17 protein-coding genes are annotated in these 18155 nt (G+C 62.4%); 10 read left to right on the top strand and 7 right to left on the bottom strand.

What is annotated here, in order from left to right; translation table 11 throughout:
- Positions 1-50 precede the first annotated feature (50 nt).
- Complete coding sequence (locus GOB93_RS12395; RefSeq protein WP_173583820.1) at positions 51-413, top strand: winged helix-turn-helix transcriptional regulator; 363 nt, start codon at positions 51-53, stop codon at positions 411-413.
- A gap of 144 nt (positions 414-557) precedes the next feature.
- Positions 558-1457: a DMT family transporter gene (locus GOB93_RS12400; protein WP_173583821.1), complete on the top strand. Its 900-nt coding sequence runs from the start codon at positions 558-560 to the stop codon at positions 1455-1457.
- Between the two features lie 191 nt (positions 1458-1648).
- Here the strand turns inward: GOB93_RS12400 and GOB93_RS12405 are convergent, their stop codons facing one another.
- On the bottom strand, positions 1649-2632 hold the full coding sequence (locus tag GOB93_RS12405; RefSeq protein ID WP_173583822.1) for a cytochrome-c peroxidase: 984 nt from the start codon (positions 2630-2632) through the stop codon (positions 1649-1651).
- A gap of 164 nt (positions 2633-2796) precedes the next feature.
- Positions 2797-3444, bottom strand: coding sequence for a hypothetical protein (locus GOB93_RS12410; protein WP_173583823.1), 648 nt, complete (start codon positions 3442-3444; stop codon positions 2797-2799).
- 309 nt (positions 3445-3753) lie between these two features.
- On the opposite strand from GOB93_RS12410, the gene GOB93_RS12415 reads away from it, so the two are divergent.
- The 6 genes from GOB93_RS12415 to pstS all read left to right on the top strand — a co-directional run bounded on the left by GOB93_RS12415 (position 3754) and on the right by pstS (position 9308).
- Positions 3754-5427: a porin gene (locus tag GOB93_RS12415; RefSeq protein ID WP_173583824.1), complete on the top strand. Its 1674-nt coding sequence runs from the start codon at positions 3754-3756 to the stop codon at positions 5425-5427.
- A gap of 29 nt (positions 5428-5456) precedes the next feature.
- Positions 5457-6494, top strand: a complete 1038-nt coding sequence (locus tag GOB93_RS12420; protein WP_173583825.1) for a sulfate ABC transporter substrate-binding protein — start codon at positions 5457-5459, stop codon at positions 6492-6494.
- Between the two features lie 169 nt (positions 6495-6663).
- Positions 6664-7404 (top strand): aquaporin Z, encoded by a 741-nt coding sequence (aqpZ, locus tag GOB93_RS12425; RefSeq protein ID WP_173583826.1) that lies wholly within the window; start codon positions 6664-6666, stop codon positions 7402-7404.
- Between the two features lie 307 nt (positions 7405-7711).
- On the top strand, positions 7712-7930 hold the full coding sequence (locus GOB93_RS12430) for a hypothetical protein (protein ID WP_173583827.1): 219 nt from the start codon (positions 7712-7714) through the stop codon (positions 7928-7930).
- Between the two features lie 9 nt (positions 7931-7939).
- Complete coding sequence (locus tag GOB93_RS22020; RefSeq protein WP_277877263.1) at positions 7940-8068, top strand: hypothetical protein; 129 nt, start codon at positions 7940-7942, stop codon at positions 8066-8068.
- Between the two features lie 211 nt (positions 8069-8279).
- Entirely contained in the window at positions 8280-9308 is a 1029-nt protein-coding gene (gene pstS / locus GOB93_RS12435) for a phosphate ABC transporter substrate-binding protein PstS (protein WP_173583828.1), read from the top strand.
- 358 nt (positions 9309-9666) lie between these two features.
- Here pstS and GOB93_RS12440 read toward each other — a convergent pair whose 3' ends face one another.
- From GOB93_RS12440 to GOB93_RS12450, 3 genes are all read right to left on the bottom strand, one after another.
- Positions 9667-10302, bottom strand: a complete 636-nt coding sequence (locus GOB93_RS12440) for an FMN-binding negative transcriptional regulator (RefSeq protein ID WP_173583829.1) — start codon at positions 10300-10302, stop codon at positions 9667-9669.
- Between the two features lie 483 nt (positions 10303-10785).
- Positions 10786-12231 (bottom strand): glycosyltransferase family 2 protein, encoded by a 1446-nt coding sequence (locus tag GOB93_RS12445; RefSeq protein ID WP_173583830.1) that lies wholly within the window; start codon positions 12229-12231, stop codon positions 10786-10788.
- Between the two features lie 122 nt (positions 12232-12353).
- Positions 12354-13538, bottom strand: a complete 1185-nt coding sequence (locus GOB93_RS12450) for a purine-nucleoside phosphorylase (RefSeq protein WP_173583831.1) — start codon at positions 13536-13538, stop codon at positions 12354-12356.
- Between the two features lie 199 nt (positions 13539-13737).
- Between GOB93_RS12450 and GOB93_RS22025 the strand changes: the two genes are divergently transcribed.
- Positions 13738-13872: a hypothetical protein gene (locus GOB93_RS22025; protein ID WP_277877264.1), complete on the top strand. Its 135-nt coding sequence runs from the start codon at positions 13738-13740 to the stop codon at positions 13870-13872.
- A 116-nt stretch (positions 13873-13988) separates the two neighbouring features.
- Here GOB93_RS22025 and GOB93_RS12455 read toward each other — a convergent pair whose 3' ends face one another.
- Positions 13989-14903, bottom strand: coding sequence for a peptidylprolyl isomerase (locus tag GOB93_RS12455; protein WP_173583832.1), 915 nt, complete (start codon positions 14901-14903; stop codon positions 13989-13991).
- Positions 14904-15050: 147 nt separating this feature from the next.
- Between GOB93_RS12455 and GOB93_RS12460 the strand changes: the two genes are divergently transcribed.
- Positions 15051-16358, top strand: a complete 1308-nt coding sequence (locus tag GOB93_RS12460; RefSeq protein WP_173583833.1) for a replication-associated recombination protein A — start codon at positions 15051-15053, stop codon at positions 16356-16358.
- 138 nt (positions 16359-16496) lie between these two features.
- On the opposite strand, the gene GOB93_RS12465 is transcribed toward GOB93_RS12460, so the two are convergent.
- Entirely contained in the window at positions 16497-18038 is a 1542-nt protein-coding gene (locus GOB93_RS12465) for an adenosine deaminase family protein (protein ID WP_173583834.1), read from the bottom strand.
- Positions 18039-18155: the final 117 nt, after the last annotated feature.

Below are 18155 nucleotides of genomic sequence, written 5' to 3' on the forward strand. Positions count from 1 at the left end.
CTGATGTGCAAGAACGCACATAAACCGCCACTAGTGTCAGGAATGATACCATGCCGCGCATTCGCCATACCACGCTGACATGCAGCCCGGGCTGTACGGTTGAGGCGACGCTTGAACTGTTCGGAGGGAAATGGAAGGCGCTGATCCTGTATCATCTGTTCGAGGACGGCGTGCTGCGTTTTGGCGAATTCCGGCGGCGGATGCCGAATGTCACGCAGCGGATGCTGACCAATCAGCTGCGGGAGCTGGAAGCGGACGGTCTTATTTCCCGTACGGTTTTTCCGGAGGTTCCCCCGCGTGTGGAGTATGAGCTGACGGATCTGGGGAAGACGCTGAAGCCCGTTATTCAGGCGCTCAAGAAATGGGGCGACAGATATGCTCATGCCCTGCAGGGCCGGGAAACCGGGACGTGATGCCGGTCTTGTTTTCCTGACGCGACAGGGTGTCTGCGTTCCGGGCTGTTTTCCTGGCCGGGCCGGTCATATTCGCGGATGACAGGGGCGTGTGCTCAGTCGTCATGTCTGGAACAGTCGTGCTCCGGGTGGTTATATCGCTTTATGAATGCATTGCTGTTTCTGGCTGTGGTCCTCATCTGGGGGCTGTCGTGGTTTGCGATTCATCTCCAGATGGGCGCCGCGCCGGTCGATGTCGCGATTTTCTGGCGGTTTGTCGTCTCGGTTCTGATGCTGGGCGGCTGGCTGGCGCTGACGGGACGGCTGCGGCGTCCGTCGCGGGAGGTGGCGCCGTGGCCGGCGGGGATGGGGGCGTGCCTGTTTTCGTGCAATTTTCTGGCGTTTTACAGTTCCGAGATGTTTCTGCCGAGCGGGATCGTTTCGGTGGTGTTCAGCATGTCGACCGTTCTGAACGCGCTTGGTCTGTGGCTGTTTTTCCGGCAGCGTCCGGATGTGCGGGTGCTGGGCGGCGGGCTGCTGGGGGTCTGTGGTGTGGCGATGCTGCTTGGCGGCGGTCTTGGAGGCGGGGCGGCGGCCGCCATGCTGGCGGGGGTCGGGCTGGCGCTTCTGGGGACGGTGCTGTTTTCGCTGGGTAACATGATTTCGCGGCGGATCGGGCGGTTTGACATGGATCTGCCGAATGCCGTGCTCTGCAGCATGGCTTTCGGCATGTTTGTGATGGGGGTGAATGTGCTCACCCAGGGGCACAGCTTTATGCCGCCGCTGACGCTGCGCTGGCTGAGCGGGCTGCTTTATCTGTCGGTGTTCGGCTCGGTGGCGGGATTTCTGTTCTATCTGATGCTGGTGCGGCGGATCGGGGCGGACCGGGCGGCGTATACGACGATTCTGTCTCCGGTGATTGCGCTGGCTGTGTCGGCGATTTTTGAAGGCGCGCACTGGTCGGGGCTGATGCTGGCGGGGCTGGTTCTGATTCTGTGCGGCAATGTGCTGGCGTTTGCGCGACGGCGGGCGGTGCCGCGTGTCGTGGAAGTCGAGCAGGGGTAACGCGGAGCAGGACCGGGCCGGGCTTTGTCAGACGTTTGTCTGCTTGCGGGGGTGGGTGTGGTGGTTTTTCGGGGCTTTGCCCCGAACCCACAAAGGGACGCGGTCCCTTTGATCCCGGTTTGCTGCGATAATCCCGGTGGCGGGCAGAGCCCTGCTCTGTCTGCCGTTTGCAAAATACATAAACGCCCTTTTTACGGGTCGCAGCTTTCGGGCGGCAGGCTGAAGGCGGGGCTGGTCAGAAAACGGGTGTCGGTGAGGAGGGAGAGAAACGCGGCGATATCGCTGGTTTCGGACGGTGTGAGCGGAGGGAGCGTGTGGTGGGCTTCGATGGCGGCTTCCGGTGTGGGGGCGGTGCCGTCGTGCAGCCAGGGTCCGGTGACGGCGATGTTGCGGAGTGACGGTGTGCGGATGCGGGCCGGATGCCGGGGATCGATGGTGTAGAATTTCTGATCGGTGAAGAGGGGCGGCGTGTGGCAGGTGCCGCAGCGGGCTTTGCCGAAGAACAGGGTGTCGCCGCGCTGCTGCGCGGGTGTGGCGGTGGCGAGGCTGTGGCCGGGGGCGTCCCATGGGCTGTCGCGGGTGATGAGGGTGCGTTCGAAGCTCGCGATGGCGGCGGCGATCGAAGGGGTGTCGATGCGGCCGGCGGTTTTGGGGAAGGCTCTTCGGAAAAGTGTCCGGTAGCAGGGGCTCTTTGCAATGCGGCGTTCGAGTTCCGCTGTGCCGGACATGCCCATTTCGACGGGATGATGGCCCATGACGGGGATGTAGAACTGCTGTTCCAGGGTTGTGATGTGCTGATCGATCCAGGTGAGGGTATGGAGATCGCCGACATTGCCGAGGGTGGGAACGTTGCGGATGGCGGGTTCGTCGGTGACGCCGGGATGGGTGGGGTTGCCGTCCGAGAAGGCGTGCCGCTGTTCGTGGCAGGTGGCGCAGGACATGCTGCCGTCGGCGGAGAGGTCGGCGTCATAGAACAGGCGATGGCCGAGTTCGGCGCGGGCTTTCAGGACGGAGGGTGGCAGGGCAGGCTTTGCTGGCGTGGCGACTGCCGGTGTGGTGTCTGACAGGGTGGCGTTTGCCAGTGTGGCGTTTGCGGGGGCCGGAACTGGCGGCCCTGCGGGAGCGGCAGCGGTTGCGAGCAGAGCGATCGTGGCGAGCGTTCGGCGGAGGTGCATGGGACGGCTGCCGGAGGGCTGGGGTTTTCAGAAATACCCGGACCGGAACGGGGTGTTTCCAGTCCTGGTTCAGAGGGTTGCCGGCGATTTCGTGCCCTGTGATCTGCCCCGTGATCTGGCTCTGCGATCTGCGGCAAGGCTGCCGGACGGAAGTTTGCGGGGCGTCAGTTCGCCGGGGCGATCATGGGGGCGATCATGACTTCGAGGTCGGGTGTGCCGCTGCCGCTGAGCTGCAGGGTGTAGGGTGTGCCGGCTGTGAGCGGGAATTCCACCATTTTGCCGATACCCGAGCAGGCGGGACCGTGATGGTGACCGGTTGAGGCGAGGGCCGTGCCGCTGGCGGTGACATCGATCCAGGCGCGGTTGCCGAGCATGACGCGCCAGGTGCCGGTGGCGGGCACGGTGAAGCGGACCATTCCGGCGGAGCTGACGCTGCCGCCGGGTTCGGCCGGACGGAGCGGGAAATGGACGTCCGGGGTGCCGGCGAGGTGGACGCGGGCGGCTTTGCCGGGGGTGATGATGGCCGTCGGCAGGGTGGCTTCGCTGGTTGCGGCGGTGACGGGGACCGGCGTGCGCCAGGAGCTGAGTTCCGGGGTGAGGCCGCTGCCGGGGGTGGGGCAGTCATGGGCACCGTGCCCGGAGAAGCCGGATGCGGGCATTTTCATGCCAGACGACTGCATATCGGGCATCTGCATGTCGGACATTGGCGCGGCGTGTGCCGCGTATGGCGTCGCGAGTGCGGCGATGGCGAGGAAGAGGGCGGGACGGATGCCGGCAGGACGGGTGCCTGCGGGACGGGGATTCTGTTTCATGACTCTCGCTGCGGGCCGGAGTGACGGTTTTCCGGAATATAAGGGTACGGTTCCGGAACGTCGATGCGGTCTCTTCTTCCATCCGGGACGCTGTGTGTCTGTTTGTGCTTTTGCGGGGACGCCGGCGCGAGGGGCCGGGCGGCCGGTACTGGTTGCCGGCAGGAGCGGGTGTCTGCCTCTATTTAACTATAAGTTATAGTGTTAAAAATATAACTCCGCACATATTGTGCGTATTAATAATACGCATTATGGATGGTTTATTGATCATGTGTAACATACTGCGCGTGATCGTTAAATGGATGACGTGTGATGTCTCTTCCTGTCCGTCAGGTGTTTCTGACTGCTTCCGCCGCCGTTGCGCTGGTGTTTCCGTGTGAACTGTATGCCGCGACTTCGGATGCGGAAGTTGCGGCGCTTCGGAAGGAGCTTGCTGAAATGCGCCATGAGATGCTGGGAGAAATTCACGAGCTACGGGCGCGGGTCGCGCATTATGAGCATACGGAGACCAGAACGGGCGGACGCTCGCGGGTCGCGCTGGAAAATACGCGGCCTCATCGTGTTTTGCGTCCGGCGGACGGGTCCGAGCCGGCGCCGGTCTTTGCGCAGCAGGCGGATGTGCATCGCCTGTCGGGACCGCGGCCGCCTGAGCAGAGCCGGGTGGCTTCGTCGGAGGGGCCGCCTGAGTCGTGGTCGGATTTCCGGGCGGCAAGTGCGAAGGATGAGACGGTACAGGTCGGGGGCATGAAGATCGGGTTCCCGAACGGGCGTCCGACCATTGCGTCCGAGGATCAGGCCTATTCCTTTTCCATCGGGCTGACGGCGCAGGAGGATATTGGCGGATTTCTCGGGGCGGGTCCGCGCGGTGGCGAGGGGGCGGGGAATTTCAACAAGTTCACGCAGAATCTGCGGCGGGCGCGGATTTATCTGACCTGGCGCTACAAGGACTGGGTGGTGAACGTGACGCCGGATTTCGGGTCGAGTTCGGTTGACGGGACGGTGGGGCTGTTCGAGGCCAATCTGAACTACACCGGTCTGCGGCATACGATTCTGACGGTGGGGTATTTTCAGCCGCGTGGCGATGAGGAGAGTGCCGAGCGTGCGAATGCGTTCGAGTTCCTGGAGCGTCCGACGATTGTGGATCTGGTGCGCAACATTGCCGGTGGTGTGGCGCGGTTCAGCGTTGGTGGCGAGCATTATGAAAAACGCTGGGCGGCGTCGGCCTATTTCACGGGGCAGAAATTCGGCGACCGCACGAAGGACACGACGATCACGGACAGTCAGACGGGTGGCGTGGTGCGCGTGTCCGGGCGGCCTTATGTGAGTAAGGACGTGGATGTTTATATGGGGGCCGGGGCGACGTCGGCTTTCAAGGTCAATCAGGGGTCGAGCGGGCGGACCTATACGTTCAGCGACAATATGGAGGTGCCGCTGGGCGAGACGTCTCTGCTGACGTCGGGGGCGCTGAAGAACGTGGCGCAGATCTGGGCGGCAGGGCCGGATTTTGCGGTGCGCTGGCGGAACTTCCTTGTGAAGGCAGGTTATTATCATGTCGGGGTGGAGCGATCGCATCAGGCGGGGATCGCGAATCTGCCGTCGCTCGGGTTTGACGGCTGGTATGTGGCAGCGAACTACACTTTGTTCGGACATCCGCGTGTTTTCAATGAAAAGACCGCGGCGTTTACGACGCCGGGTGTGGAGTACGATTTCGATCCTTCGAAGAATCACTGGGGGGCGATGGAGGTCAGCGGGCGCTGGAGCGTGACGGATCTCTACGGTGTTGCGAACCAGGGCGGGACGGGGATCAACGGAAACCAGCAGTCGGTCTGGGAGGGCGGGTTCAACTGGTATCCGACGCAGCATGTGAAGTTCATGATCGATTACGCACGCTACATCGTTTCGGAATCGAAGGGTGTGTCGGGGAATGTGAATCTTCTGGGACGGAGCGGCAATTCGATTGTCGGTCGTGTTCAGGCGACGTTCTGATCTGAGTGTCTTTTGTGGAAATGAAAACGATGTCTTATCGCGATTCTCTGTTTTCCCGTCGTTCTGTTCTCAGAGGCTCGGTCATGGCCGGGGCGGCGGTTCTGGCTGGCGGTGTGCTGAGCCGGGCGGCAAGGGCGGCGACCTATTCGCTGCTCAATGTGTCCTATGACCCGACGCGGGAGCTTTATACCGAAATCAATAAGGTGTTCTCCGGAAACTGGACGAAGGCGCATCCGGATGACCGGGTTCTGGTGAAGTCCTCGCATGGCGGGTCGGGGGCGCAGGCGCGTTCGGTTCTGGAGGGGGCGCCGGCGGATGTGGTGACGCTGGGGCTGGCGTATGACATCGACATTCTGGCGCAGCACGGGCTTCTGGCGGCGGACTGGCAGAAGCGGCTGCCGCATAATTCCACGCCCTATACGAGCACGATCGTGTTTCTGGTCCGCAAGGGGAATCCGAAGGGGATTCATGACTGGCCGGATCTGATCCGCGACGATGTTCAGGTGATCACGCCCAATCCGAAGACTTCGGGCGGGGCGCGGTGGAATTATCTGGCGGCCTGGGGCTGGGCGCTGCGGAAGAACGGAAATTCCGAGGATGCGGCGAAGGCTTATCTGAAAGCGCTGTTTAAGCATGTGCCGGTTCTGGACACCGGTGCGCGCGGGGCGACCAATTCTTTCGTGCAGCGGCATCTGGGGGATGTTCTGATTGCGTGGGAGGATGAGGCGCTGATGGCGGCGCGCGATATCGGGCCGGATCAGTTCGATCTGGTGGTGCCGTCGGTGACGGTGCTGGCGGAGCCGCCGGTGGCGGTTGTCGACAGGACGGTGAAGGCGCACGGCACGGAGGCGGTGGCGCAGGCCTATGTCGAGTTTCTGTTCTCACCGCAGGGGCAGGAGATCGGCGCGAAGCATTATTTCCGGCCGGTGGATGAGGCAGTGCTGGCGCGGCACGGGGATGTGTTTCCGAAAGTGGAGACGTTCGACGTGGCCAGCCTGGGAGGATGGACTTCTGTTCAGAAAACCCATTTCTCGGACGGGGTTGTTTTCGATCAGCTTTATAAGTGAGAGTCGGATGATGCGGGCCTGTGCCGGTTATGGCGGCTCCGGTCCGGGCGGGTGATCGGGAGCGCCGGTCTGGGACGAATTTTTAGACAGACGCAAAAATTAATGTGCAAATCAGCCGTGTTCGTGCCAGCATCCTGCTCCCAGATATCCTGTTGCGTGCGGGGTTCCCATGAAAGCCTGCTTTGCTGAGTTCGTCGGAACTTTCGTGCTGGTCATGGGAGGTGTCGGAAGTGCCGTTCTGGCCGGGGGGCATATCGGTTTTGCCGGTGTGGCTCTTGCCTTCGGCCTTTCTCTTCTGGCCATGGTCTACACCATCGGTCCGGTTTCCGGGTGTCATGTAAATCCGTCTGTCACACTGGGACTTTTTCTGGCCGGAAAGTTTCCGGGTTCCCGTATCGCCGGTTACTGGGCCGCTCAGGTTCTCGGGGCGGTTGCGGCGGCGGCGGTGCTGTATGTCATTGCGAGCGGAGCGCCGGAGTTCAGTCTTGGCGCGGGGTTTGGCAGTGACGGCTATGGCATCCGTTCTCCGGATCATTACAGCATGCCGGCGGCTTTTCTGTGTGAAGTGGTGATGACCGCGTTTCTTGTTCTTACCGTGCTTGGCTCGACGGATGTGAAGGCGCCGGTGGGATTTGCCGGGCTCGCCATCGGGCTGGTGCTGACGCTGATTCATCTGGTTTCGATCCCTGTCGACAATACCTCGGTCAATCCGGCGCGCAGTATTGGTCCTGCACTTTTCGCGGGGTCTGAAGCGGTGTCCCAGCTCTGGCTGTTCGTCGTTGCGCCCATGATCGGGGCGGCGATGGCGGCGGGTGTCTATGGCCTGATGCGGTCGGGCGGGATGGAGATATCCGCATCCAGGGCGGCGCAGGCTCTTCCGACAGAACAGATCGAACGCGAGAGCTTCTGAGGGAGCGGTTCTGGTTTTCGAGGCTTTGCCCCGAGCCCCATAAGGGGACGTGGTTCTTTTTATTACAGTTTATTGAAAGACTGTTTAAAAAGTCTGCCCGGAGCTCTCTTATATAAAGAAGTTTTTGGTGAAGCTTTTTTCAAAAAGCTTCAGAAGACGCCGCCTTTTTGAAAAAAAGCCGGCACCCAGAAACTTTTGCTGTTTTTTATTAAAGACTTATCGTGGAGGGCAAGGCCCTGCTCTGGGCCAGATCCGTGATCTTTACGGCGAACAATCTCACGATTTCAGCATTTCCTGAAGAACGGTGATGACGCGGGGATCGGTGGACTGGGCGACGTTGAAGCGCAGGAAGCGGGAGGCTGACTGCGAGATGCTGAAGACGTTTCCGGGGGCGAGGATGATGTTTCGTTCCAGGCAGGCGCGGGTGATGGCGAGAGCGTCCTGGCCGGCGGGCGGGCTGATCCGTGACGGGTGGTTCGTGGGGATAAGGGCTTTATCGTTGCCGCGGACATCGCTCCGGGCATGATTACGAGGTATGGCGCGCGCAGATCAGGCTGTGGGAATGGTGACGCTGGTCATGAGCCCCTGTTCTGATGGAGCGGGGCAGGGTGTCGCGGCCGGCGGAATGTGCGGGCGGTCGGTGCTGTCGCGCTGGTGTCTTTGACGCGGGAGGGAGGGGCGGCGTTCATGACGCTGACCGGGGGCTGATCGCGAAAATCGGGAAGTCGCTGTCGAAGGGGGACGTTCCGGGCCGCATGGCGTTGTCATAGAGACATCATTTTTCTGCTCCGGGGAAGTGGAGTAGGAGGGGCGTGGAATGGTGCTGAATGAGCGCCTGTGGCCGGTGTTGTGCCGGTCGTTTTGAGGAGTAAGACATGCTGTCCTGTCATCGCTTTCTTGCAGTGCTCATGCTGACAGCGGCGCCTGCCGGTCTGTTTGCGTCCGCGGCTCAGGCTTCCGCGGCCGAGATCACGGGGGCCGGATCGAGCTTTGCGGCGCCGATCTATCAGGCATGGGGCGACAAGGCGAAGGCGTCGACGGGCATTGCGCTGAATTATCAGAGCGTCGGATCGAGCGCCGGTCAGAACCTGGTGACGGCGGGCACGGTCGATTTCGGGGCGTCCGATGCGCCGATGGCGCCGGAGAAGCTGGCTTCGGCGTCTCTGTATCAGTTTCCGACGGTGATGGGCGGCATTGTTCCGATCGTGAACATTCCGGGGATTGCTTCCAATCAGCTGAAGCTGACGGGACCGGTTCTGGCGGAGATTTATCTCGGCAACATCACGGCCTGGAACGATCCGAAGATCGTGGCGCTGAATCCGGGCCTGAAGCTTCCGGACACGGCGATCGCGGCGGTGCATCGTGCTGACGGTTCGGGCACGTCCTTCGTGTTCACCTCCTATCTGACCAAAGTGTCGCCGGCATGGAAAGACGCCGTAGGCGCGGCGACGTCGGTTCAGTGGCCGGGTGGTGCGGGCGCGCGTGGTAATGACGGTGTCGGCGCTTCGGTGCGGGCGACCGAGGGCGGCATCGGCTATGTCGAGTATGCCTATGCGCGGCGCAACGGCATTCCGACGGCGCTGCTGCAGGACAAGGCGGGCGAGTTCGTGACGGCTGATCTGACGAGCTTCTCGGCGGCGGCGGCTTCGGCGGACTGGGATCATGCCTCGCATTTCGCGGTGGATCTGCTGGATGGCGAGGGCAAGGGCGTGTGGCCGATCATGTCGGCGACGTTCGTTCTGGTTCCGACGGCGCCGAAGGATGCGGCTCGCGGAAAGGCTGTTTACTCGTTCTTTGATTATTCGTTCCGCACGGGTGATGCGACGGCGAAGGGGCTGGATTATGTGGCGCTGCCTGAGAGCGTGAAGCAGAAGGTTGAGGCCGGATATCCGGGTAAGAACTGAGCCGTTCTTTTCGGGGTACTGTCCCCGGTCCGGTAAAGGGGATGCGGTCCTTTTGATCCGGGTTTGTTAATCTGAAAGGGGGTGAAGAGGGTTCAGACCTCTTCACCCCTTTTTGTTCTGGCGTTTATGTGTTTTGCGAATGCGGGCGGGATGGCTTTTCGGGGCTTTGCCCCGAGCCTCCACAAAGGGACGCAGTCCCTTTGATCCCGGTTTGTTAAATTAAAAAGTGAAGGGCAGAGCCATGCTTTGTCTCCTGTTTGCAAGGTACATAAACGCCTTTGTTATGGCCGGACAAAGTCTGTGGGTCCGGGTTAAAGTCGTGAAAAAGTTGTTGTCCTGCTGATGAAAGATGGTTTCGTCAGCTCTGTTTCCGCACTGGGACGAGGGATGCGACCTGACGGTCCGAAGGCCGGTTGCTGGCGGAGAGGCCGGCGGCGATGGCTGCCCGGTCGGCGTCGCTTTTGTTCTGGCTCATCTTACGTTTTCCTTCGATCCGGGTGACGGGCATGCGGAGGCCGACGATGCCGCGGAGGAGAGCGTTTATGAAATCCGGCGGTGCGTCGGAGACGGCCCAGGGCGTGGCGCGGTCGCGTTCGTGCCGGTCTGTCAGGCGTTGCACGACAGCGAGCAGGCGGTCGGTATCGGTGAAAAATTCGACGGGGCCGTAAGCGTGGACGGCGATGTAGTTCCAGGTCGGGACGACCTTTCCGGTTTCTTTTTTGGCCGGATACCAGGCGGGGGTGATGTAGGCGTCCGGTCCTGAGAAGATTGCCAGGGCGTCTCCGAGAGATGGCTGACGCCACTGGGGGTTGGCTCTTGCAAGGTGGCCGTAGAGAACGCCGTGTTCACCTTCGGTTTCCTCGAGGAAGAGGGGAAGCGGGGTTGTGACAGGGCCGTCCGGTGTGGCGGTGACGAAGCTGGCCAGGCCGACTGAGCGGATTGTGGCCCGGATGCTGTCTTTGTCGTCGTCGCGGAAATCCGGTGGTGTGTACATGGGCTGTTCCCGCAAGGCCGATCCGGTTCGCCGGGCCGGGTGATGAGTCTTGTTAGTATGGCTGAATGTCGGGTGGCTTCAATATTGTAGGGGGGCTTTTTTCTGGTGAAGCTTTTTCGGGAGGATGCGGGGAGCGCCGCCTTTTTGAAAAAAGGCGGCACCCAAAAACTTTTATTGTTTTTATATTGAAGGTTTATCGTGGAGGGCTTGCTGGTCTGGCTGAACAGATGACGGGGATTTAAAGAATACAACGTCATCAGTTTGTTAAAGTAGTTTCTGACAGACCGGGATCAAAGGGACTGCGTCCCTTTGTGGGGTTCGGGGCAAAGCCCCTAAAACCTTCCGGACAGAACAGATCCCCGCGCCGAAAATCCTGATTTCGGGGCTCTCTTATAATATATCACCAAAACACAGGACGATTTTTTCAGGTTCTGGCGAAACCCGGTTCCGGTTTGCTGATGACCGGCGCCGGGTGCGAGGGGATCAGAGCCAGGAGATGATGGTGTTTTCCTTGTCTTCCATAACGTCCGTCCGGGCGGCGCGGGGCAGGCTGCACAGGGCGAGAAGGAGGTCATTGTAAGACAGGGTGCTGCCATGCAGCCTGACGAAATCCAGGAATTTCTGTTTTGTCTCCATGTGAAGCGGGCAGTTCGACAGCGTGACGCCGCTGCTGGTTTTCTCGCTGAGGAAGAGGGTTTCCCAGTCGGAGGCGGCATCGCGGTTACATTCGATGGCGGCGCCGTGGTCCAGCGGAATGAAGCAGAGATACTTGCCGGTGACGGGGGATTTCAGATGGATGCCGTCGCTGTCTCCGGCTTTTTCGATGATGAATTTATAGGCGCAGAGGTAACGCTCATCGTTCTTTATATAGAACGGAATGTTATCGACCGCATGGCCGTTCTCCGCGACGAGATAAATATGTCCGGGATCATCGTTGTAGATGATCCCTGAGATTTTCGGCGATGCATCGTCTTCCGGGTGCTGGTGCATGAACCGGTTGTGCTGATTGAGGGCGATGCCGTGGCCGGTATGGGTGCGGAGACCGAAGACCTTTCCGGCCGGACCGCGACCGAAGGGGATGGCCGGGAAGCCGGAGAGGGAGGCGGCGTAAGTCCGGACGCAGGCTTCTTTGATCTGCTGCGCGATGGCGTTCGCTTTCGCGATGGTTTCGGGGCGTTCTTCCCGGTAGATGTCGTTGCGGTTGAAATGATCCCAGTATCCGGTTGAATCGGCCAGGTCGGCGCCGGCGCGCTTGCGGATACGCTCGACGTAATGCTCCATCGTACGGCTGAAATAGTGATTGATGGCGGCATGGGTCCAGTCGATGGTTTTGCAGGCCTCGGCGACCCAGGTGATCGGCTGGCCGCAGGCATCGGCGTAGTTCATGCCTTCGACGCTGAAGCGGTGCGGGTTGATGTATTCCGAGGAACAGGTTTCTGGCCGGATGAAGCTCTTGATCAGGCGCTGGTCGTCGAGATCCTTCGTCGCGTGGAATCTGAAGGCGTCGTAAGCGGGGATTTTGGTTTTCAGCACGCGATGGCCGCTGCCGTAGATGCGCCAGTTCAGACCGACGGCGTTGAAACCGTCGAATTTCGCGAGGAAGTCGCCGATGGCGGGGGCTTCGTCCAGCGAGAGATATTCGTCGCCGTCGAGGAAGCCAATCCAGTCGAAAACGCCGACGGATCTGCGGCAGGCTTCCATGAAGGAGTTCGCCTGGCGCCAGTAGAAATCCGGGGTGGCGACCGGGTCGGTGCGGGTGAGTTCGATATCGCGGATGGTGGAGGCGGCCTGGATGACCTCATATGTGCCGTCTGTGGAGTGGTCATCGAAGATAAAGAGCTTGTCCACGCCCTGTGCGAAGTGCCATCCGATCCAGGAACCGATATCCTGCACTTCATTTTTAACGAACAGAGCGAGGGCTACTTTCACGTTATTTTCCTGTTAGTCTGTTTCTGACGATCTTTCCGAAGAAAGATAGCCGTAATGACGGTTCAATATAACCCTGTCTGAATGACGGGTAATCATGATCCGGTTTCAATATCATCGGTTTATTAAGGATCGGTCGCGACAGCAGGGATGGTGGTGGCGTAGCGCGGCCAGCCGGCGATGAGGGTGTGGACGACCTTGCTGCCGACGCGCCAGGCGGCCTCATAGGCGGGAATGCCGTCGTCGGGGTAGGAGGCGGTGACGGATTGCAGGGTGGTCTGGCCTTTCGGCGGCAGGGTGTAGTTGGAGGCGGTGCGCAGAACCATGAGGCGGCGGAAATCGGCGCGGTGCATGTGGTCGAGGCGGGTCATGGCGGCGGCGATGGCGGAATCCTCCATGTTGCTCATGGCGAAGACGTCGTGCCCGGCGGTGAACAGGCGGACCCAGTCGCGGGCGTAGTGATTGAGATGGGTGCCGTGCCAGTAAAGATCGGAGGCGAAGCTGTCGCCCATGATGACGGCGGGGGCGTGACGGGCGCCGGTGTAGGCTGACCAGCCTTTTGAGAACTGTGCCATTGCCGGAGTGTTCATGAGCGCGGTGTCGCGCGTGGTCTGCCAGGCCCATTGCGCGAGGCCGGCGTTGAGCGGGAAGACGATGGGGTAATCGGCCATGGGGCCGTGATCGGTTGCGGGACTGATGCCGGGGCTGGAGCTGGAGCCGGTGCCGTCCAGCGTGTCCGGGCGGGTAGTGCCGTTGACATAGAGTCCGTAGGGCCAGTCTGACGGGGCTTCGCGCATGTCGATGGACTGGGCGACATCATTGACGACGTAGCGGGCCCAGGCGGCGGAGCCGACGGAGGCGACTGCCGGGTCGACGCCTGCGATGCCGGCGACGAGCCAGTAGCTCTGGCGGAGATCGAAGCGCGGATCGGTGCCGAGAGCCATGACCGATGCGCCGGCGTTGACGAGAGTCATGCCGGTGAGGACGACGATTTCGGAGTGATCGGGGGTGGCGAGGATGGGGTGGACGCCGCCGGGGAAGTCGATTTTTTCGGTGAGGTGTTCGCGTTCGGCCCAGAGCTGCAGCTCGCCGGGCTTGTCGCCGGTGTCGTTGCCGTTTTCGAATGTGGTGAGGATGACGACCTTGACAGGCCAGGGGGCGGGGGTTTGCGCCCGCGCGGCGGTGACCGTGAGGCTGCCCAGGAGGGCGGCGGCGCGGGCGAGACGGATGAGGGCGGCAGGGCGGCGGATGGTTCCGGTCCGGAGGGCGGGAGCGGAGCGGGGCGTATTGTCGGGGAAGGGCTGCGGCATTGTTGTTGTGACCCGGATTTAGTTGCATCATGGATATGACCGGCTGTCCTGTGCCTGTCGAGTGTCCTGTCCTGTCCTGCTTCCGGGTCTGTCGTTCGGGCGGAGCTGCCGCTGGCCGGAGTTACTGTCGGCCGGAAGGTTCGCCCGTGGGCGCTGCTTGGGGGTCGGACTTCTGCCCGATAACGGGCTTTCGCTGTTTATGATGACCGTTCCGCTGCCTGTGGTGTTTCTGCGACGGATCACCATTGAGGAGCGCGCGCTGTCCGGCGCTTTCGGGCCGGCATGGCTGGAGTGCCGTGCTTATAGCTGGCGGCTGCTCCCCCGGCTCTGGTGAGCCTGCGACCCGGTTTTTTTCTGGGTTGTGAAAAATCCGGGTTTCTCGTCGGCTTGGAGTCAGTGAGCCGGTCGGCGAGGGCTGACGTGTTGCGGATGCCGGGAGAGCGGGGTGTGTCAGGGGGATGTGATGGCGGGTTTCTGGCGGACCGGGACGGGGACGTTGCAGAGGGCGACGCCGTGGGCGGGGCGGACGAAGAACTGATCCGTGCGGCTGGCGCGGGCGTTCAGGTAGTCCGTGAAGGTCGGGCTGCCGGTGCGCATGACCTGGAGGTGCGGCTGCTGCGTGGCGGGCAGGTCTGTGGCCGGGGTGATGCTGCGGATGACGATATTCTGTGATTTATCGGCGTAAAATCCCAGGCTGGCTGTGCCGCGTGGCAGTGCGCCGAGCGTTTCCATGCCGGTCAGGACGCGGCCGGTCATGGCGAGGTTGCGGTCGAGCTGGCGCGGGGCTTCGCTGCTGACGGCGTAGAGTTCCTGCCCGTTTCCGGTATCGGGTGGCATGTCGCGTGCGACGCCGATCATGCCGTAGCAATGGGCGGCCCAGACGCGGCCGCCATCTGTTCCGACGGGCCAGCCATCGGCGAAACCGGAGGACGGGGCGTAGGGGGCCGGGAAGCCGAGCGGGCGGATGGCGACGCCCTGAGCGGGGCGGTCGTATTCGGCGGGCGGGCGTGCGACGAAACCGGCGGGTGGCTTTGCTTTCTGGTCCGGGGCAGACCACTGCACGACGTAATTGTCCTGGACGCGGACGATGGCGCCGTTATCCCACCAGCGGGCGTGGGCCAGGCGCATGACGTTGGCGGTGTGGACCGGGGCGAACTGCGGGGCGAGTTCGATGACGATCTGCGGACCGCTGGCCAGGGTCATGACCAGGAGACGGTTTTCGGGAACGTCGCTCCAGGCGCTGTCCGGGGCGTGGGCCACGATCTCGGCGGGGTTGAGGGCCGGTGCGGGAGCGGGTGCTGCGAGGGTGGTGGCGGGGAGCAGCAGGGCGAGAACGGGGAGGATATGGCGCATGGGGACGATCATGACTGCTCCGAAACGAGTGTGGCAAGCGGGTTTGCGCGCGAAGTGTGCGGTCCCGGCGGGTATGCGTTCGTGGTGTTTCCTTTCTGGCCGATGTCTTTAGAAAAACAGCGGGTCGGGGTGTGATATGGAATTCTTTCGGGGCGACGGATGAGTGATCTTTTCGACAGCGGGACGCCTGCGGGGCGGGCGCCGCTGGCTGCGCAGCTGCGTCCGGCGACGTTGGATGATGTGATCGGGCAGTCGGCGGTGGTTGCGTCGGGGTCGGTTCTGCGGCGGCGGATCGCAGGTGGGGCGCTGGGCAGCGTTATTCTTTACGGGCCACCGGGGGTGGGCAAGACCTCGATCGCGCGGGCGGTGGGGAACATGCTTGGCAAAAGCTTTCGTCCGCTGCATGCGACGCGGAGCGGGGTGTCGGACATTCGCAGGCTGGCGGATGAGGCGCGGATGACGCCGCTGCTGATTTTTGTCGATGAGGTGCAGCGGTTTTCATCGACGCAGACGGACGATCTTCTGGCGATCTGCGAGGAGGGGACGGCGGATTTCATCGGGGCGACGACGGGCAATCCGTATCATGTGCTGACGCCGGCGCTGGTCTCGCGCTCGACGATCCTGAAGCTGGAGCCGCTGACGCTGGAGGAGATGGAGCAGGTGGTGCGGCGCGGCATCGGGCATCTGCGCGATGAGGGTGTGGACGCGGTGCTGACGGACGGGCAGGTCCGGGTGATTGCGGGGCGGTCGGGCGGCGATGCGCGGCGGGCGCTGACGGCGCTGGAGAGTCTGACTGTCGGGCACGGGACGGGGCGGGTGGTCGTCACTGACGCGATGCTGGATGAGGTTTATGCGGCGGCGCCGGTCAACCATGACCGTTCCGGGGATGCGCATTATGATGTGGTCTCGGCTTTTCTGAAATCGATGCGGGGGTCTGATCCGGACGCGACGCTGTACTGGCTGGCGCGGCTGATTCATGGCGGGGAAGATCCGCGGTTTATTGCGCGGCGGATCATGATTCATGCCTCCGAGGATGTGGGGCTGGCGGACAATACGGCGTTGCAGACCGCGGTGGCGGCGCTGCATGCTGTGGAGAAGATCGGGTATCCCGAGGCGCAGATCGTGCTGGCTCACGCGGCGCTGCATGTGGCGCGGGCACCGAAATCCAACTCGGCGTGTCGGGGGATTTCGGCGGCGATGCAGTATGTGAAGAGCCGTCCGCCCGCGCCTGTGCCGCTGTATCTGCGGGATGCGCATTACAAGGGAGCGGAGGCGCTGGGGCATGTCGGGTATCGCTTTCCGCATGGTGATCCGCGTGGCTGGGTGGAGCAGGAGTATGCGCCGGTTCCGAAGGGGACGCTGTATCAGAGCGATGCGCGGGATGCGGCGACGTTCGAGAAACGGGCTGATGAATACTGGCAGCGTGTGACGGGACAGGCGCAGCCGCGCGATGGCGGGAAGGGGTGAAGGCCGGGTTGTTCTGATAAATTAAAAAGAAGTTTTTGGTGAAGCTTTTTTCAAAAAGCTTCAGAGACGCCGCCTTTTTGAAAAAAGGCGGCACCCAAAAACTTTTATTAAGGATAAGACATTCCTGGAAAACCGGATTCAGAACGGGCGGGCGACGGTTTCGGTCTCGAAGCGGGCTGTGTCCTGTTCGAATTGCCATTGCTGCCTGGCTTTTTCACTGGTTTTCAGGAAAGCGGCGCAGGCTGGTGTTGGGGTGTCGGCAAGCGGGGCGCAGGGCGGGACGGGAGTTCCGGGCTGGTGGTTCTGCCAGAGGCTCTGACCGGGGAGGAAGGAAAATTCCAGAGAGTTTCGGGTGATGTTCCGGATTTCGGACCAGGTGAGGTGGTGTTCGCGGACGGCGCGGACGTATTCCTGCGTCAGGTCGGTGCGTAGCACGCCGGGATCGTCGGTGGAGAGGGTGACGGGGACGCCGGCGCGGAGGTAGAGGCGCAGGGGGTGGGCGGCGTCGTGGACGCCGAGGATGACATCGTTGCTGGTGAGGTTGATTTCGACGGCGACGGGGCGGCGGGCCATTGCGGTGAGGGTGTCGGCGGCGTGGTCTTCCGAGGCGATGTCGGTGCCGTGACCGATGCGGGACGCGCCGGCGGCGACGGCTTCGGCGATGTGGGAGGCGAGGGCTTCGGGCGGGACGACGGCGCGGGTGAGTTCACCGGCATGCAGCGAATAGCGAACATCGGGATACTGTGTGGCGAGATAACGGAACATCTGCATGTGCAGGCTGTAATCGGCGAGGGCTGTGGGGTCGTCTTCGGGAGCGAGGATATTGACGCCGGCGACGCGACTGTCGGCATGAGCGAGGGCGAAGGCGGCGAGCATTTCCCCGAAGACGCGGGCGGGAGCGCCGGTGCGGGTGACGGTGGCGAGAAAGCGGACAGTGACGGCGCAGGGTGTGAGGGGACGCGCGCCGGATGTGACGGTGCGGGGGCAGTTTTGCAGGTGGTCGGCTTCGGCGGTCCAGCGGTCGATCTGGTGACTGGCTTCGGTGAGAGCGGCTGGTAGGTGTGGGGTGAGGGCGGTCCGGAGGTTTTCCGGGTGTGTCGGGCTGAAGGAAAGGGTGGCGGCGCGTTCGCCGATGGCGTCGACGGCGTCGGGGCTCGACATGAATTCGACATAGCCTGTGTTCTGCCGGGCTTCTGTGGCGCGGAGGAGGGCGAGTTCCTCAGGCAGGGCGTGGGTGACGACCGGGGCGGCGGTGTCGAAGGTGGCGAAGAAATGGTCGTGCCGGGGCAGGACGGGACCGGTGGCGGAGGCTTCGGTGAGGGCGTCGATCAGGGCAGTGCGGTCGGCGGGGGTGAGGCGGGTGAGGGGGTTCCGGCAGGGCGGCGGGAGGAAATGCGCGGCGGGGCGCGGGGCGGCGCAGAAGCCTTTGTCGCGGGCCCAGGCGAGATCGGTCTCGGCGAAGGCGGTGCCCCAGGAGTGGATGTGGAGTTCGCCGCCTTTGGGCATGGGCTGGAGAAAGAGCCTGAGACTGGCTTCGTCGTTTACGATCCGGTTCAGACGGTCGGTCATGGCGGTTTCGCGCGCGGCGGAAAGGAGGGGCGCTGCGTGGGCCGGGTGCGCGATGACGGCGAAGGTGATCAGGAGGATGGCGAGGCGGGAGGGGCGCAGGGGTATGGTCATTACGGTGCCAGAATAGAGCGTGGGCGGAGGCGGGTGCAAGGATGATTTAAATTCAGCTCCCGGAGACTGCGTCATAAGCCATCTCGCGCAGTATCCGGATATATTATACAAAAGTTT

It is taken from the genome of Acetobacter musti (assembly GCF_011516835.1).
Taxonomy (GTDB): Bacteria; Pseudomonadota; Alphaproteobacteria; order Acetobacterales; family Acetobacteraceae; genus Acetobacter; species Acetobacter musti.

Coding starts and splice junctions, on each gene's coding strand:
- GOB93_RS12420 (WP_173583825.1), top strand. CDS start 5,457: ATGTCTTATCGCGATTCTCTGTTTTCCCGTCGTTCTGTTCTCAGAGGC.
- GOB93_RS12415 (WP_173583824.1), top strand. CDS start 3,754: ATGTCTCTTCCTGTCCGTCAGGTGTTTCTGACTGCTTCCGCCGCCGTT.
- GOB93_RS12460 (WP_173583833.1), top strand. CDS start 15,051: ATGAGTGATCTTTTCGACAGCGGGACGCCTGCGGGGCGGGCGCCGCTG.
- GOB93_RS12455 (WP_173583832.1), bottom strand. CDS start 14,903: ATGATCGTCCCCATGCGCCATATCCTCCCCGTTCTCGCCCTGCTGCTC.
- GOB93_RS12410 (WP_173583823.1), bottom strand. CDS start 3,444: ATGAAACAGAATCCCCGTCCCGCAGGCACCCGTCCTGCCGGCATCCGT.
- pstS (WP_173583828.1), top strand. CDS start 8,280: ATGCTGTCCTGTCATCGCTTTCTTGCAGTGCTCATGCTGACAGCGGCG.
- GOB93_RS22025 (WP_277877264.1), top strand. CDS start 13,738: ATGATGACCGTTCCGCTGCCTGTGGTGTTTCTGCGACGGATCACCATT.
- GOB93_RS12465 (WP_173583834.1), bottom strand. CDS start 18,038: ATGACCATACCCCTGCGCCCCTCCCGCCTCGCCATCCTCCTGATCACC.
- GOB93_RS12430 (WP_173583827.1), top strand. CDS start 7,712: ATGACGCGGGGATCGGTGGACTGGGCGACGTTGAAGCGCAGGAAGCGG.
- GOB93_RS12405 (WP_173583822.1), bottom strand. CDS start 2,632: ATGCACCTCCGCCGAACGCTCGCCACGATCGCTCTGCTCGCAACCGCT.
- aqpZ (WP_173583826.1), top strand. CDS start 6,664: ATGAAAGCCTGCTTTGCTGAGTTCGTCGGAACTTTCGTGCTGGTCATG.
- GOB93_RS12440 (WP_173583829.1), bottom strand. CDS start 10,302: ATGTACACACCACCGGATTTCCGCGACGACGACAAAGACAGCATCCGG.
- GOB93_RS22020 (WP_277877263.1), top strand. CDS start 7,940: ATGGCGCGCGCAGATCAGGCTGTGGGAATGGTGACGCTGGTCATGAGC.
- GOB93_RS12450 (WP_173583831.1), bottom strand. CDS start 13,538: ATGCCGCAGCCCTTCCCCGACAATACGCCCCGCTCCGCTCCCGCCCTC.
- GOB93_RS12395 (WP_173583820.1), top strand. CDS start 51: ATGCCGCGCATTCGCCATACCACGCTGACATGCAGCCCGGGCTGTACG.
- GOB93_RS12400 (WP_173583821.1), top strand. CDS start 558: ATGAATGCATTGCTGTTTCTGGCTGTGGTCCTCATCTGGGGGCTGTCG.